Origin of the sequence: Bradyrhizobium sp. LMTR 3 (assembly GCF_001693485.1) — a bacterium.
In the GTDB taxonomy this organism is placed as follows: Bacteria; Pseudomonadota; Alphaproteobacteria; order Rhizobiales; family Xanthobacteraceae; genus Bradyrhizobium.
This window is the reverse complement of sequence record NZ_MAXC01000049.1, coordinates 298,618-313,354: the sequence shown is the minus strand read 5'-3', so window position 1 is coordinate 313,354 and position 14,737 is coordinate 298,618. Positions and strand designations below refer to the sequence as shown.

General features: G+C 61.3%; 14 protein-coding genes. 9 read left to right on the top strand and 5 right to left on the bottom strand.

The window, feature by feature from the left end:
• The first annotated feature begins 104 nt into the window (after positions 1-104).
• On the top strand, positions 105-788 hold the full coding sequence (locus LMTR3_RS29775; RefSeq protein ID WP_065748508.1) for a helix-turn-helix domain-containing protein: 684 nt from the start codon (positions 105-107) through the stop codon (positions 786-788).
• Here the strand turns inward: LMTR3_RS29775 and LMTR3_RS29770 are convergent.
• Together LMTR3_RS29770 and LMTR3_RS29765 are read right to left on the bottom strand one after the other, a co-directional pair.
• Entirely contained in the window at positions 766-1,230 is a 465-nt protein-coding gene (locus LMTR3_RS29770; RefSeq protein WP_065748507.1) for a potassium channel family protein, read from the bottom strand. The genes LMTR3_RS29775 and LMTR3_RS29770 overlap by 23 nt on opposite strands.
• Positions 1,230-2,354 (bottom strand): AI-2E family transporter, encoded by a 1,125-nt coding sequence (locus LMTR3_RS29765; protein ID WP_245320041.1) that lies wholly within the window; start codon positions 2,352-2,354, stop codon positions 1,230-1,232. The genes LMTR3_RS29770 and LMTR3_RS29765 overlap by 1 nt, the downstream gene beginning before the upstream one ends.
• A 323-nt stretch (positions 2,355-2,677) precedes the next feature.
• Between LMTR3_RS29765 and cax the strand changes: the two genes are divergently transcribed.
• The 4 genes from cax to LMTR3_RS29745 all read left to right on the top strand — a co-directional run bounded on the left by cax (position 2,678) and on the right by LMTR3_RS29745 (position 5,730).
• Positions 2,678-3,781, top strand: coding sequence for a calcium/proton exchanger (gene cax / locus LMTR3_RS29760; protein ID WP_065748506.1), 1,104 nt, complete (start codon positions 2,678-2,680; stop codon positions 3,779-3,781).
• Positions 3,782-3,944: 163 nt separating this feature from the next.
• Positions 3,945-4,592, top strand: coding sequence for a CoA transferase subunit A (locus tag LMTR3_RS29755; protein ID WP_065748505.1), 648 nt, complete (start codon positions 3,945-3,947; stop codon positions 4,590-4,592).
• A gap of 6 nt (positions 4,593-4,598) precedes the next feature.
• A complete protein-coding gene (locus tag LMTR3_RS29750; RefSeq protein WP_065748504.1) occupies positions 4,599-5,249 on the top strand; it encodes a 3-oxoacid CoA-transferase subunit B in 651 nt (216 codons plus the stop codon).
• 22 nt (positions 5,250-5,271) lie between these two features.
• Complete coding sequence (locus LMTR3_RS29745; protein WP_065748503.1) at positions 5,272-5,730, top strand: MaoC family dehydratase; 459 nt, start codon at positions 5,272-5,274, stop codon at positions 5,728-5,730.
• 8 nt (positions 5,731-5,738) lie between these two features.
• On the opposite strand, the gene fabI is transcribed toward LMTR3_RS29745, so the two are convergent.
• Genes fabI through LMTR3_RS29730 form a run of 3 tightly spaced genes read right to left on the bottom strand, consistent with a single transcriptional unit; the run spans position 5,739 to position 8,715 of the window.
• Positions 5,739-6,530, bottom strand: coding sequence for an enoyl-ACP reductase FabI (gene fabI / locus LMTR3_RS29740; protein WP_065748502.1), 792 nt, complete (start codon positions 6,528-6,530; stop codon positions 5,739-5,741).
• Positions 6,527-7,741 (bottom strand): acetate/propionate family kinase, encoded by a 1,215-nt coding sequence (locus LMTR3_RS29735; RefSeq protein ID WP_065748501.1) that lies wholly within the window; start codon positions 7,739-7,741, stop codon positions 6,527-6,529. Before LMTR3_RS29735 ends, fabI begins: the two co-directional genes overlap by 4 nt.
• Positions 7,742-7,746: 5 nt before the next feature.
• The gene (locus tag LMTR3_RS29730; RefSeq protein ID WP_065748500.1) at positions 7,747-8,715 is read right to left on the bottom strand and encodes a phosphate acetyltransferase; all 969 of its coding nucleotides are present in this window, start codon (positions 8,713-8,715) and stop codon (positions 7,747-7,749) included.
• Positions 8,716-9,074: 359 nt separating this feature from the next.
• On the opposite strand from LMTR3_RS29730, the gene pflB reads away from it, so the two are divergent.
• The 4 genes from pflB to LMTR3_RS29710 are packed head-to-tail and all read left to right on the top strand — an operon-like array spanning position 9,075 to position 14,710.
• Positions 9,075-11,342 (top strand): formate C-acetyltransferase, encoded by a 2,268-nt coding sequence (pflB, locus tag LMTR3_RS29725; protein WP_065748499.1) that lies wholly within the window; start codon positions 9,075-9,077, stop codon positions 11,340-11,342.
• Between the two features lie 13 nt (positions 11,343-11,355).
• Positions 11,356-12,183 carry a pyruvate formate-lyase-activating protein gene (gene pflA, locus LMTR3_RS29720; RefSeq protein ID WP_065748498.1) on the top strand — a complete coding sequence of 276 codons (828 nt, stop codon included), beginning with the start codon at positions 11,356-11,358 and terminating at the stop codon, positions 12,181-12,183.
• 27 nt (positions 12,184-12,210) lie between these two features.
• Entirely contained in the window at positions 12,211-13,812 is a 1,602-nt protein-coding gene (locus LMTR3_RS29715) for an aspartate:alanine exchanger family transporter (RefSeq protein WP_065748497.1), read from the top strand.
• 31 nt (positions 13,813-13,843) lie between these two features.
• Entirely contained in the window at positions 13,844-14,710 is an 867-nt protein-coding gene (locus tag LMTR3_RS29710; protein WP_065748496.1) for a formate/nitrite transporter family protein, read from the top strand.
• Positions 14,711-14,737 lie beyond the last annotated feature (27 nt).

Below are 14,737 nucleotides of genomic sequence, written 5' to 3'. Positions count from 1 at the left end.
CCGCCCGGTGAGCGGATTTTGCGCAATGTAACAGCGAAGTCGATTCCAGACTTGCGAAAGATCGAAGCGACCGCCACGACGCCATCGAGCAGGGAAGGTGGCCTATGTTAGCCCGATCAAGCACCGTATCCGCTGATTTTCCTGGCATTTTCACCGACTCCAAGCCGCGCAGCAGTGCACCGATCAGAATTTTCCTGAATGAATTCAGCTATAAAAAGGGGACGGAAATCTTCGGCGAGAAGGAGCCGGCCGACTACGTCTACCAGGTGGTGACCGGCGCGGTGCGGAGCTACAAGCTGCTCTCCGATGGACGACGCCAGATCGGCGCCTTCCATCTCGCCGGCGATATTTTCGGTCTGGAGATTGGGTCCGATCACCGCTTCACCGCAGAAGCAATTGTCGACACAACCGTCCGACTGATGAAGCGGCGGAGCCTTGAACTCGTTGCCGAGAGCGATGTGACGGTTGCGCGCAATCTGCTCAACATGACCACGAGTAACTTGCGGCACGCCGAGGACCACATGCTGCTGCTCGGACGCAAGACGTCGCTCGAACGCGTCGCCGCGTTCTTGATCGAAATGGACCGGCGGTCGACGGCTGCCGGCGTCCTCGCCCTGCCGATGTGCCGGCGCGATATCGCGGACTATCTCGGGCTGACGCTGGAAACGGTGTCGCGCGCGCTGTCACGCCTGCACGATCTCGACATTCTCGGCTTCGTCGGCAACACGCAGCGCCAGATCGTACTGCGTGACCGCGAGAAACTGGCTAGCTTCGATCTGCAGAACTGAACGGCGTCCCGGGAGCAGCAATTGAATCGAGATGCGCCAGAGTCTTCATCAGCACCTCGAACAACACCGCGGTCGACCAGCCGAACATCAGGATACCAGTCATCGCAGCCATCGGGCCAAGGAGCTGCCACGCCTTGACCGGCGTGACGTCGCCATAGCCGAGCGTCGTATAGTTGACGAAAGCGAAGTAGAGCAGATCGCTGCCCTCTGGAGCCGCACCGACCAAGGCGTAGGAAAACGCCCAGGCAGTTACCTCGAGGCCATGCGCGAACGTCAGCACCACGACCGTGGCAACCATGACGGTCATTAGGTGCAGTCGGGGCGTCGGAGTATGTTTCAAGCCGACGGCGCGGCCGACACTGATGGCGCCAATAGTCGCCATGGCATGGATCATGATGTTGATCATGCTGACGAGGAATCCGACCAGGAGCTGACCTGCCATCACGCTGTCCCACTGCTCTGCGTCGCAGTCGTTTTCGCGACCGGGTCTCCTTCGGGCACCATCCTCACCTCGTCCTCGCGCACCCATGCTGTCAGCAATTCCCAAGCCACCGCCAGGATGATCGGCCCAATGAAGAGGCCGACAATGCCGTGCGCCAACGTGCCGCCGATGACGCCGAAGAAGATGACAAGCAATGGCGTAGTCAGACCGCGCCCCATTACGATCGGCTTCAATACGTTGTCGGCGAGGGAGGCCGGCAGCAGGCACGCCGTGATCAGGAGTGCCGCGGCAAAGGAGCTGGTTGCCCAGACCCAGATGAGAACCGGGATCACGATGATGGCGGATCCGATCTGAAGGATTCCGAACATCATCACCGCAAAGGCCAGCAATCCCGCCCGAGGGAAGTCGGCAAACTTCAGGATGATTCCGATCACCAGCCCCTGCGCGACAGCAATGCCGATTACGCCCTGTGCTACCGAGCGGATGGTTGCGCCCGCCAGCACCAGAAAATTCTCGCTTCGTTCGGCCACCACGCGGGACAGGAAACGCTGGCTGGCGGCCACCAGCCGGGGCCCTGCCGGAAGCAGAAAGCCGGTCAGCGTGACCGCGACAAGGAACTTGAGAGTGCCGACCCCGGCGCCGCCAGCGAGGCCAAGCATTGTGCCGGCCAGTGGCTTCAAATGCGGAGCAAACTCGCCCAACGCCGAGCGCAGATTGGTAGAGGCCTGGTCCCACACGGCATAGAGTTGCGCGCCGATGATCGGCCAGTCCTTGACGCCTGCGGGCGGCGACGGAATGGCGAGCGTGCCGGCACCCAGTTGCGCCGCAAAGCCGCGAAGTCCTTCCACGGCGCCGAGGCCAAGCCACGTCGCAGGACCGATGACGATGCCGAGATTGATGAGGGTCAGCAAGGTCGCGGCAAGTTTCGGGCGATCGCCCAGCAGACCAGAGAGCCAACGAAAGACCGGGTAAAGCGCCACCGCCAGAACCACGCTCCAGGCGAGGATCGGAATGAAGGGGCGCATCACGACGAATGACCAGTAGATCAGGAGCGCTAGAAGCGCGAGCCGGACCGCGAGCTGGATTTCATCCTCTCCCGCTAGGAGCTGTCGAATGGGTCGCACGCGGCCCCCCTTGATGTCTGCCGACAGCAAGAATTCTGCGGCTGGCTCCAGACCGGCTTGATTCAGATCAAGGCCAACAATCGCGGTCTTTTGGTCCCCCTGGTCGCAATCGCACAGCGCTCGGCCGCCACTGCCTAGCCCGCGCAATAACCCGGGTCGCGGCTCAACTCCCCGGCTGCCGCCGTTTCTCCAAATCGTTTGATGCATATCAATGGGGTTGGTGGCCTCGTCATCCAGCCTGCCCTGGTTGAACTCATCAACGAAGGGTCCCTTCAGACCGTGACAGGCCTTACCGCGTTGTCGGCGACGGGAGTTGGCAAACCATGAACCCTCTGCTCAGGGAACTCCGGCATAGCCCCCTGCTCTGGATGCTCGTTGTCGTACCGATCGTACTGGTGGTGGAGACTGTCACACCGTCCGCCCACACCGTCCTGTTTGTGCTCTCCGTCCTTGCCATCGTTCCACTTGCAGCACTCCTTAGCCACGCAACCGAGAGCGTCGCTGCCAGAACAGGAGATGCAATAGGCGGCTTGCTCAATGCAACGCTCGGCAATCTGACCGAGCTGATCATCGCCGTCGCCGCCCTTCGCGCCGGAGAATACATGCTGGTCAAGGCATCGATCGCAGGCGCCATTGTAACCAACTCACTGTTCATGTTGGGAGCATCTTTCCTGCTGGGCGGGCTCCGCCATCACGTTCAAGACTACAACCGGGCCGGCGGAAGGCTCTATTCCGCACTGCTATTGATGGCAACCATCGCCCTCCTGGCTCCGGCAGCAGTTGCCGAGCTCGATCTGGCGCGCGGAGAGACGATGGCGCAGCGGCTCAGCGTGGGTCTTGCTGTGCTGCTGATCTCTGCCTATGGACTTGGGCTACTGTTCTCGCTCAAGACGCACAAGGAGCTGTTCGGAAGCGACGATCATAGCAAGGCGAGCCAAGTCGAGTGGCCGCTTGGGCTGGCAGTTGGCACGCTTATTGGCGTCACCGTGCTGGTCGCCTTGGTCAGCGAGATATTCGTAGGTTCGGTGCAGAAAGCAGGAGAGACCCTGGGTTTGAGTCCGGCGTTCGTCGGATTCATCATCGTTGCAATTGTAGGCGCCGCCGCTGAAATGGCCGTTGCATTCTCAGCAGCGCGCAAAAACCGTCTCGACATGAGCGTGGGAATAGCGCTGGGGAGCGCGTCTCAAATAGCTTTGTTCGTTGCGCCGGTTCTCGTGCTTCTGAGCTACCTGGTCGGTCCCAAGCCAATGGATCTGCAATTTTGGCCGGGCGCCGTGACTATGGTGATGATCGCGACCGTGACGGCGTGCTTCATTACCAATAGCGGGCGCTCGGCATGGTTTATCGGCGCTTTGCTGGTGTTCATATACGTCATATTTGCGATGACGCTGTACATGGTTCCGCCCGGCTCGCACGCTGCAATTTGAAGAACGACCTGCGCTCCGGCAACCCGCGTCAAGGCCATGTCCGAGCGATCCGATGCGCTGTTCGGTGTGCAATCGCGAGCCTTGATGCAGATCAAGGTCCCGGCCGGCGGCGCGGCGACATTCTCCGGAAACCGCACCTCCGATCGCTAGCCGGAGTCCGAACATGAAGTCCGTTTCCGCCGAAGAAGCAGTAGCGATGATCCCCAACGGCGCGAGCATCATGGTTGGCGGCTTTATGGGCGTCGGTACGCCGGAACGCCTGCTCGATGAGCTGGTGCGGCAGAAGAAAACCGGCATTGCCCTGATCAGCAATGACGCGGCTGTCCCCGGCAAGGGTGTCGGCAAGCTGTTCGAAGGCGGACAGGTGTCGAGGATGATCGGCACCCATATCGGGCTGAACCCGAAGGCGCAGCAGCAGATGCTGGCCAACGAGATCACGGTGGATCTGATTCCGCAGGGCACCTTCGTCGAGCGCATCCGGGCCGGCGGTTGCGGCCTCGGTGGCGTGCTGACGCCGACCGGGGTTGGCACCCTTGTCGAGCAGGGCAAGCAGAAGATCGAGGTCAACGGCAAGACGTTTTTGCTCGAGACCGCGCTGCGCGCCGATTTCGCGCTGGTACACGCCTTTCTGTCCGATTATGTCGGCAATCTCTCCTATGCGCTGACCGCGCGCAACTTCAATCCCGTGATGGCGATGGCCGCCGATACCGTCATCGTCACGGCCGAGCACATCGTGCCGGTCGGCGTTATCGCACCTGATCATGTCGTCACGCCCGGCCCCTTGGTCGACTACCTCGTTGCGAACGGGTGACCACCCATGGATGCACAAACCATCATCGCCCGGCGCGTGGCGCAGGAGCTTCGCCCCGGCAACCTCGTCAACCTCGGGATCGGCATTCCAACCCTGGTTGCCAACCATGTGCCCGAAGGGCTGAAAGTCTTCTTCCAGTCCGAGAACGGGCTGATCGGAACCGGACCGATACCCGAGCAGGGCATGGCACATCCGCTCCTGACCGACGCCGGCGGCAAGCCGATCAGCGCCCTGCCCGGCGCGGCGACGTTCGACAGCGCGATGTCGTTCGGCCTGATCCGCGGCGGTCACGTCGACATCACGGTGCTGGGGGGCTTGCAGGTCGATGCCGGCGGTCATCTCGCCAACTGGATGATCCCGGGCAAGATGGTACCGGGCATGGGCGGCGCGATGGATCTCGTGAGCGGCGCCAGGCGCGTCATCATCGCTATGCAGCACGCCGCCAAGGGCAAGTCGAAGATTGTTGGCAAATGCAGCCTGCCCCTGACATCGGCACGTCCCGTTGACATGGTCGTAACCGACATCGCCGTCATCGCCTTTCCCGGCGGCAAGGCAACGCTCATGGAAACGGCGCCCGGCCTGACGATCGCCGAGGTGCTAGCGGTGACGGAAGCCGAACTCGCCATTCCGGACATGGTGCCGGAAATGAAGCTGTGAAGCGCCAAAGCGGATCGAAGCCATGCGAATATTCAACGGGTTCGAAGAACTGAAGGCGGCCGTCGGCACGGAAGTCGGCACCAGCGAATGGATTGAGGTGACGCAGGACCGCATCAACAAGTTTGCGGAAGCGACCTGCGACGAGCAGTGGATCCATGTTGACCAGGAACGCGCCAAGACGGAGATGCCAGGCGGCAAGACCATCGCGCACGGCCTGCTCTCGCTCAGCCTGACGCCGATGTTCATCCGCTCGGTGATGGGCCTCAGGGGACTGAAGAACACCTTGAACTACGGCGCCGACCGCATCCGATATCTCTCGCCGGTCCCGGTAGGCTCGAAACTGCGTGGACGCATCAGCATTGCCGAGGCCGAGGACGTGCCGCCCAATGGCTTGCGGGTGCATTACCGCGTGGTGATAGAGATCGAGGGCGGCCCGCGCCCAGCCTGCGTTGCCGAGGTGATTGGATTGCACTACCGCTAGGCGACGCCTCAATCGATGATGTGGTAGCCGCCGTCGATGTAGAGCACGCTGCCCGTGATCAGCTTGGCGCCATCGAGCGCAAGGAAAGCGGTCGCCTTCCCGACGTCGTCGATACTGACCAGGCTGCGCGTCGGCGCCTGCGACTGCGCCTTGTCCATCAGTTCATCAAACTCCGGGATACCCGATGCCGCGCGGGTCGCCAGCGGTCCCGGCGAAATGGCATGGACGCGAATGCCCTTGGGGCCGAGCTCGGCCGCGATGTAGCGCACCGCAGCTTCAAGGGCGGCTTTGGCAACCCCCATCACGTTGTAATTCTTCACCACCATCTGACTGCCGTAATATGTCATGGTGAATATCGTGCCGCCGTTCTTCATCAGCGGTTCCGCCAAATGCGCCATCCGCATGAACGACCAGCACGAGACCTCCATGGTTTTCTGGAATCCTTCGCGATCGACATCCACCACCCTGCCATGCAGCGCACCCTTGGGCGAGAAGGCAATGGAGTGAAGCAGGAAGTCGAGCTGCCCCCACTCCTTCTCGATCTGCTCGAATACCTTCTCGGTCTCACCCTCGACCATGACGTCTAGCGGCATGAAGATCGGCGATTCCAGCGCCTTGGCCAGCGGCTCGACGTGTTTCTTGGCCTTCTCGTTCAGATAGGTAACCGCAAGGTCGGCACCCAGCGCACGAAACGCCTTGGCGCAGCCCCACGCGATGGATTGGTCGTTGGCGATACCGACGACCAACCCCTTCTTGCCTTTCAGCGCGACCTTGGTCTCGGGAAAAACCGGGATGTTCATGACACTCTCTCGCGTTTCTGATTTGGCGATTGCCGGTTCATGAGCAGCGCCAGCGTGTGCTGCGCAATCATCAGCTCTTCGTCTGTTGGCACGACATAAACTGGAATGCGGCTGTCGGAGTGCGATATCCTGGTGGCGTGGCGGGCATTCTCGTGCGCATCGAGAACGACGCCGAGCCACCCCAGTTTCTCTGCGATGCGCGCACGGATGGAGACCGAGTTCTCGCCGATCCCGGCTGTAAACACAAAGCCGTCGACCCCCTGCAGGGCGGCCGCCAACATGCCCGCATTGAGACCGATCCGGTAGACGAAATAATCGATCGCAAATGCTGCCCGCGGATCCCCGCTGGTCTCTAGCTCCCGCATGTCGTTGCTGACACCCGACAGGCCCTTCAAGCCGCAATCCCGGTACAGAAAGTTCTGCACATTCGACGCCGACATACCTTTTTCCGCGATCAGGTAGAGCACGACGCCAGGGTCGAGCTGGCCGGGCCGTGTTCCCATCGCAAGCCCGTCGAGCGCCGTGAAGCCCATCGTGCTCTCGACGCTCTTGCCGCCTCTCATCGCGCACATCGAGGCGCCGCTGCCAAGATGGGCCACGATCACCCGTCCGCCAGCGATGTCGGGTGCGACCTCCGGCAGGCGCTTTGCAATGTACTCGTAAGACAGGCCGTGGAAGCCGTAGCGCCTGACGCCTTCGGAATGAAGCTGGTGCGGTATCGCGTAATGATCCGCGAGCGCATCATGGTCGCGGTGGAACGCGGTATCGAAACAGGCGACCTGCGGCAGCGCCGGAAAGTTGTTCAGCAGTGTCCTGATCGGTGCAAGGTTATGCGGTTGGTGCAGCGGCGCCAGCGAGACGTAACGCTCGAGCCGCGACACCACGGCATGATCGATCAGCACCGGCTGCGCATGATCTGGCCCGCCATGGACGACGCGATGACCAACCGCAATCGGGTTGATATTGAGTTCATCGCGCAGCCAGGCACCTGCGACCGCCATTGCGGCTGGGACGTCGGCAACCGCTTCGATCGGATAGGCCCGATCGGCCAGCGGATCACCGGTAGGGCCGCTGGCCCGCAATCGCGGCCGGCTGCCAATGCCGTCCATCTGCCCCTTGACCTGCCGACGCAAGGCGCCCTCGCCTTCTACCGCGAAGATCTGGAACTTCACGCTGGAGGAGCCGGCATTGACGACGAGGATCGTATCCATGGCGGTCACGCTGCTGCAATTGGCGCCTTGCGCCGTCGGGCATCGGCTTGGAGGGCCGCCACGGCGGCGGAAGCCATGCGCGACCGCGCGGAATCCGCCCGTGACGTCAGCACGACCGGCACGCGCGCACCCAGCACGATGCCGGCGCCATCAGCCTTGGCGAAATAGGCGAGGTTTTTCGCCAGCATATTGCCGGATTCGAGGTCGGGCACGACCAGTATCTGCGCTCGGCCAGCCACTTCCGACTTGATGCCCTTGATCCGCGCCGCCTCCATATCGATGGCATTGTCAAAGGCGAGTGGCCCGTCGAGCAACGCCCCCGTGATCTGCTTGCGGTCTGCCATCTTGCAGAGCGCCGCAGCCTCGATGGTGGACGGAATCTTCGAGGTGACAGTCTCGACCGCTGACAGGATAGCGACCCGTGGGGTCGTGCCGAAGCCGGCCTGGTTGAAGAGATCGACGACGTTCTGGATGATGTCCCGCTTGGCGTCGAGGTCTGGGAAGATATTAATCGCCGCGTCCGTTACGAACACGGTATCTGTGTAGGCCGGCACATCCATGATGAATACGTGGCTGATCCGCCGCTCAGTGCGCAGCCCGCCCACCTTTGCGGTGACAGCGCGCATGATCTCGTCGGTATGAAGGCTGCCCTTCATCAGCACCTCACCCCTGCCTTCATGGATCAGCTCGACGCCTCGGGTGGCCGCAGCGGCCTCCGTTGGCGGCGTATCGACGAGCTCGTAGCCCGAGATGTTCAGGTCGTGCCTGGCAGCGACGTCTTTGATCTTGGCCGCGGGACCAACGAGAATCGCCTTTATGATTCCGGCTTCCGCCGACTCGATCGCCCCACGCAGCGAACTTTCGTCGCAGGGGTGCACAACGATGGTTGAAACCGAAGGGACGCTTTTCGCCGCCGCAATCAGGCGGTCATACTTTGATCCCGTCCCACTCGCTGCTGCTGGCATGGCACTCATTGGCGCGCTCCGATCTCACGAAATTCGACGTCCCGCAGAATGGTTGAAGAGAAACTCCTAGTTTGACCTGCGGCGTTCAACCAGTCTCGGCTATTGATCGAAGCGCGTGCTGAGGGTGACGTTGATCTAGGTCAACGAATGCGTCTCTCCCGGCACGCCACCGCGAAGTGACGAGCAAAGCCCGAAGTCTCCCAAAGCTTCCGCTGGCGCGAGACCAAGGCCGGCGGAGCTTGACATAGATCAAGAGGAGCGTCGGTTCGGTGTCTCTACCTTGAGCCAACAGCCTGGCGCGCCCGATGCACCGTTTCAGGTCGGTTGCAGGCCAGGTCAACAATATCGTTTGGCCAGGGAGACACGCTATGAAGGGCAGCGCAGCGCTCAAGCAGGACGCGAAGGCGGATAGCTGGAGGGGGTTCCAACCGGGCGACTGGTCCTCCACGATCAACGTACGCGACTTCATCGTCCGAAACGTCACATCCTATAGCGGTGACGAAAAATTCCTGGCGGGCCCTACCCAGCGCACCAAGGCGGTATGGGCCAAGATGCAGCCCTATTTTGCTGAAGAACGAAAAAAGGGCGTCCTCGCCGTCGATGCGCAGAATCCGTCAACCATGCTGGCGCACCAGGCAGGATACATCGACCGCGATAACGAGATCATTGTCGGCCTTCAGACCGACCAGCCCTTCAAGCGGGCAATCTTTCCGTTCGGCGGATTGCGCATGGTGGAAACAGGCCTCAAGGCGGCCGGGTTCGAGCCCGATGCAAAAGTGCACGAAGCCTTCACCAAGTACCGCAAATCGCACAATGACGGTGTATTCGACGCTTATACGTCCGAAATCATGAACTGCCGCAGGTCCGGCATCATCACCGGACTTCCCGACGCTTATGGCCGTGGTCGCATCATCGGCGACTATCGCCGCGTCGCACTCTACGGAACCGACCGCCTGCTCGAGGCCAAGCGCCAGGAGCGGGCCCAGATCGACGATATGTGGCCGACGGACGAAGTGATCCGCCAGCGCGAAGAGCTCGCGGAGCAAATGCGGGCGCTGCAGGATCTTGCGTCGATGGCGAAGCTCTACGGCTACGACATCACCCAGCCCGCAACGAATGCGGCGGAGGCGTTCCAGTGGACCTACTTCGCCTACCTTGGTGCGATCAAGGAAGCCAATGGCGCGGCCATGTCGATCGGGCGCATCTCGAGCTTCCTCGACATCTACATCGAGCGTGACCTGAAGGAAGGCGCCCTTGACGAGGCGGGCGCACAGGAGCTGTGGGACCAGCTAGTGCAGAAGCTGCGCATCGTGCGCTTCCTCCGTACGCCGGACTACGATGCGCTGTTCAGCGGCGACCCCTACTGGGCAACCGAATGCGTCGGCGGCATGGATCTCGACGGGCGAGCGTTGGTAACGAAGAGCAGCTACCGCATGCTCCATACCCTCTACAATCTCGGACCGGCACCTGAGCCGAACATCACGGTGCTGTGGTCCAACCATATGCCGCCGGCCTTCAAGCGCTTCTGCGTCAAGGTCAGCAAGGATACCTCGTCCCTGCAATACGAAAACGACGATCTGATGCGTCCGTACTGGGGCGACGATTATGCGATCGCCTGCTGCGTTTCGGCGATGCGGCTCGGCAAGCAGATGCAGTTCTTCGGAGCGCGGGTGAATTTCGCAAAGGCCCTGCTCTACGCCATCAATGGCGGCCGCGACGAGGTCTCCGGCGATCAGGTCGCGCCCCGGACCATGCCGGTAACCGGCGACTTCCTCGACTATGACGACGTCATGGCGAAGTTCGACACCACCATGGAGTGGCTCGCCAAGACCTATGTGCATGCCATGAACTGCATCCATTACATGCACGACAAGTACTTCTACGAACGCCTAGAGATGGCGCTCCATGATCGCGACATACTCCGCACGATGGCCTTCGGCATCGCCGGACTTTCGGTGGTGGCCGACAGTCTCAGCGCGATCAAATACGGCAAGATCCGCGTAACCCGCGACGCCACTGGGCTGGTTGTCGATTATCAGAACGAGGGCAACGCCTCGACGCCGCAATTCGGCAACAACGACGACAGGGTTGATCAGATCGCATCCGAGCTTGTAACGCGGTTCATGGCAAAGATCCGCAAGCATCCAACCTACAGGAATGCGACGCATACGCAGAGTGTTCTTACCATCACCTCCAACGTCGTCTACGGCAAGGCGACCGGCAATACGCCGGATGGCCGCCGCGAGGGCGAGCCGTTCGGCCCCGGTGCCAATCCGATGCATGGCCGCGACAGCCACGGCTGGCTCGCGTCATGTCTCTCGGTGGCAAAGCTTCCCTACAAGGATTCTCTCGATGGCATCAGCTACACCGTGTCGGTCGCCCCACAGAAAGCACATCTTTCCGAAGCCCAACTGATCGATGAGGCAACCAAAGCCTTCGACGTCTATTTCGGGCGCGGCGGCTTCCACATGAACCTGAATGTGATCGACAGGGAGACCTTGGAAGACGCGATCAAGAATCCGGACAAATATCCGCAGCTCACGATCCGCGTGTCCGGCTATGCCGTCAATTTCGTTCGACTGACACCGGAGCAGCAGAGAGATGTGATCAGCCGTACCTTCCACGGCCAGATCTGAGCCGGGGGCAGCGATGTCGACCCCGCAGGCACTCGAATCGGGAAGCCGTCACGACCTGCGTACGGGCGCTTCGCCCGACGCGCCCGATGAGGACAAGTTCAAGGACGAGGAAGGCGCATTCGGCTACTGCCATTCCTACGAGACGTCCTCGCGCTACGACGGTCCGGGCCTGCGTGTCGTGCTGTTCGTCTCCGGCTGCCTGCTCCGCTGCACCTATTGCCATAACCCGGACACGTGGCACCTCAAGGACGGAACCTACGTTTCGGCCGAACAGGTGCTGCGTCGCCTGGGCGACTTCGCTCCATCGCTGCGCAGCCTTGGAGGCGGACTGACCATATCGGGCGGCGAAGCGATGGTTCAGCTCGCCTTCGTCAAGCGTATCTTCGCAGGCGCCAAGGCAATGGGCCTGCATACGGCCATCGAAACATCCGGTTTCCTCGGCGATCGCGCCGACGATGCCTTTCTGAATACCATCGACCTCGTGCTGCTCGACATCAAAAGCTCCGATCCCGACACCTATCGCAGGGTGACGGGGCGGGACATCGCGCCGACGCTGCGCTTTGCCCAGCGGCTTGCGTCGATTGGCAAGCCCGTTTGGGTGCGCTTCACCCTTGTGCCCGGCGCCACCGACCACCCGGAAAACGTCGCAGGCATCGCTCGCTTCGTCGCTCCCATGAGGAACGTCGAATGGGTCGAGGTGCAGCCCTTCCATCAGATGGGTTCGTTCAAATGGAAGGCGATGGGACTCGACTACAAGCACCACGATACTCCACCTCCCTCTCGCGAGTTGGTGAGCAGGGTTATCGGCCAGTTTCGCGATGCGGGCTGCAACGCCCGGTAACAGATCTGGATTGCTCCGGAGAGAACAATGTTGGACTTAGCCCGCGATATCATAGGAAGCCAGCCGATCCTGACGGCATTTCTCGCCATCGGCGTGGGCTATCTGGTAGGACAGATCAGCATCGGCGGCTTCTCGCTCGGTGTGGGCGCTGTGCTCTTTGTGGGTCTGGCCATCGGAGCGTTCGCGCCCAAGGCGCAGATCATTGGTCCGATCGGGCTGACCGGCCTAATCATGTTCCTCTACGGCATCGGCATTCTCTACGGCCGGCAATTCTTTGAGGGTATGGTCGGCGCCGGACAGAAATACAATCTTCTGGCGCTCATCGGCTGCCTCGCAGGGTTAGGCGTCGCACTCGCGCTTGGGCAGGCGTTCGGCATCAAGCTTGGGCACACGCTTGGCATCTACGCGGGATCGATGACCAGCACCGCGACCCTGCAGGCGGCGCTTGATGTCACCAAGACGAAGGATCCCTCTATTGGTTACTCGATTGCATATCCGTTTGGCGTCATCGGCCCGATCCTTTGCATCTATTTCATGACACGCATGGTGCAGCCGAAATTCCCCGCCAAAGCCCAGCGCTTTCACATGGGCGAGATTTCCATTGGTGCCAGTTTTGCCGGACGCACGCTCGACGAATTGAACAAGGAAGTCCTAAGTAGCGTCCAGGTTACGATGGTTCGCAAGGCAGGACAGAATATCGTTCCGACAGGCGATACCATTCTGACCGCCGGCGACGCTGTCTTGGTCGTCGCCGACAGCCAGGAGGCTATTGCGAATGCGGCAGCGACACTCGGCAAGCTCGAGCCGGGTCGATTGGCAAGCGACCGGGCCGACCTCGATTACATTCGCGTCTTTGTCGGCAAGGCCAGCGTAGTGGGTATCCCGCTTTCAAGTCTGCCGCTGCCGTCAGGCTTCCCGACGCACCTCTTGCATGTACGGCGCTACGACGCGGACCTTGTGCCGTCGCCTGACCTGATGCTGGAATTCGGCGACAGGGTCGGCGTGCTGCTGCCTCCGGATCGTAAGGAGGAAATCCGCAAACATTTCGGCGACACGGTCAAGGCCACTGCCGAGTTCAGTTATGTTTCCCTTGGACTCGGTATGGTGACGGGAGTCCTCCTTGGCCTGATCCCAATCCCGATCCCCGGGGTCGGCATCGTAACCTTGGGAATCGGCGGCGGACCGCTGATCGTGGCTCTCATCCTCGGCAAGCTGCGTCGCACCGGGCCCATGCTCTGGACCATGCCATTGCCGGCGAACATCGTCCTCAGAAACTTCGGCCTTGCGATGTTCCTTGCCACCGTGGGTGTCAATGCGGGTCAGCCCTTTGTCCGGACCGTCGCCGAATCCGGCTTCACGATGCTGTTCATCGGTGCCGCCGTCCTCCTTACCACGGTGGCGATCGTGCTGCTGGTCGGTCACTACCTCATGCGCATCCCGTATGATGACCTCGTCGGCGTCGCGTCTGGTGCAACGGGCAATCCCGCCATTCTCGTCTATTCGACCAAGATGGCGCCGACCGAGCGGCCCGACATCGGCTACGCCATGATCTTTCCGTCGATGACGTTGGTAAAGGTGATCGCCGTGCAGATCGTCGGACTTCTTGCTGTTGGCAGCGCGGGCGGATGAGGGCGTAGTCGCGCGATCAGGGAAATCCACGATGACCAAACCGGCGCCCGCGCCACAAGGGCCGATCTTCAACCTGCAGGCCTACAGCCCTGCGGAGATCGAGGAGGCCGTGGAAAAGGTTGGCGTGAAGAAGGCCAATCTGCCCTTTCTGGCCTCCTTCATGCTGGCAATCGTGGCCGGCGGCGGCATCGGATTCGGCGCGCTTTACTACTCCATCGTGGCCAGTGACCCGACTTTGAGCTTCGCTACGGTGCGCGTCGTCGGTGGGCTGGTTTTCACCCTCGGATTGACTCTCGTCCTTATCGGAGGGGCCGAGTTGTTTACGGGCAACAACCTGATCGTGATGGCATGGGCCAGCGGCAAGGTTTCCACGCGTACGATGCTCCGCAACTGGGCCATCGTCTACTCCGGCAACTTCGTTGGAGCGCTTGGGCTCATTGTCCTGGTCTTCTATTCCCATCATCTCGACATGAATGATGGCCGCGTCGGCGTATCGGTATTGAACACGGCGGCAGGAAAGATCCGTCCGGATGTGATCGCGTTGTTCTTCAAGGGCATTCTGTGCAACGTGCTCGTGTGCGCGGCAGTCTGGCTTGCCTATGCAGGCCGATCGGTCACCGACAAGATGGTTGCTGTCATACTGCCGATCTCTGCGTTCATAGCGGCCGGCTTCGAGCATTGCGTGGCCAACATGTACTTCCTGCCGTTGGCGTGGCTGTTGGTCCAAACGGGTCATATTCCTGAGAACTACGATGCATCGCTCATTACCGTCTCCGGCATATTCCACAATCTTGTGCCGGTAACGCTGGGCAATATCGCGGGTGGCGCCGGCTTCGTCGGCGCCGTCTACTGGGCGATCTATCGGGCAACGTTCGGCGAATCCCGCTTAAACAAGTAGAGCTAGAGTCCTGCAGGCCGCTGCCGC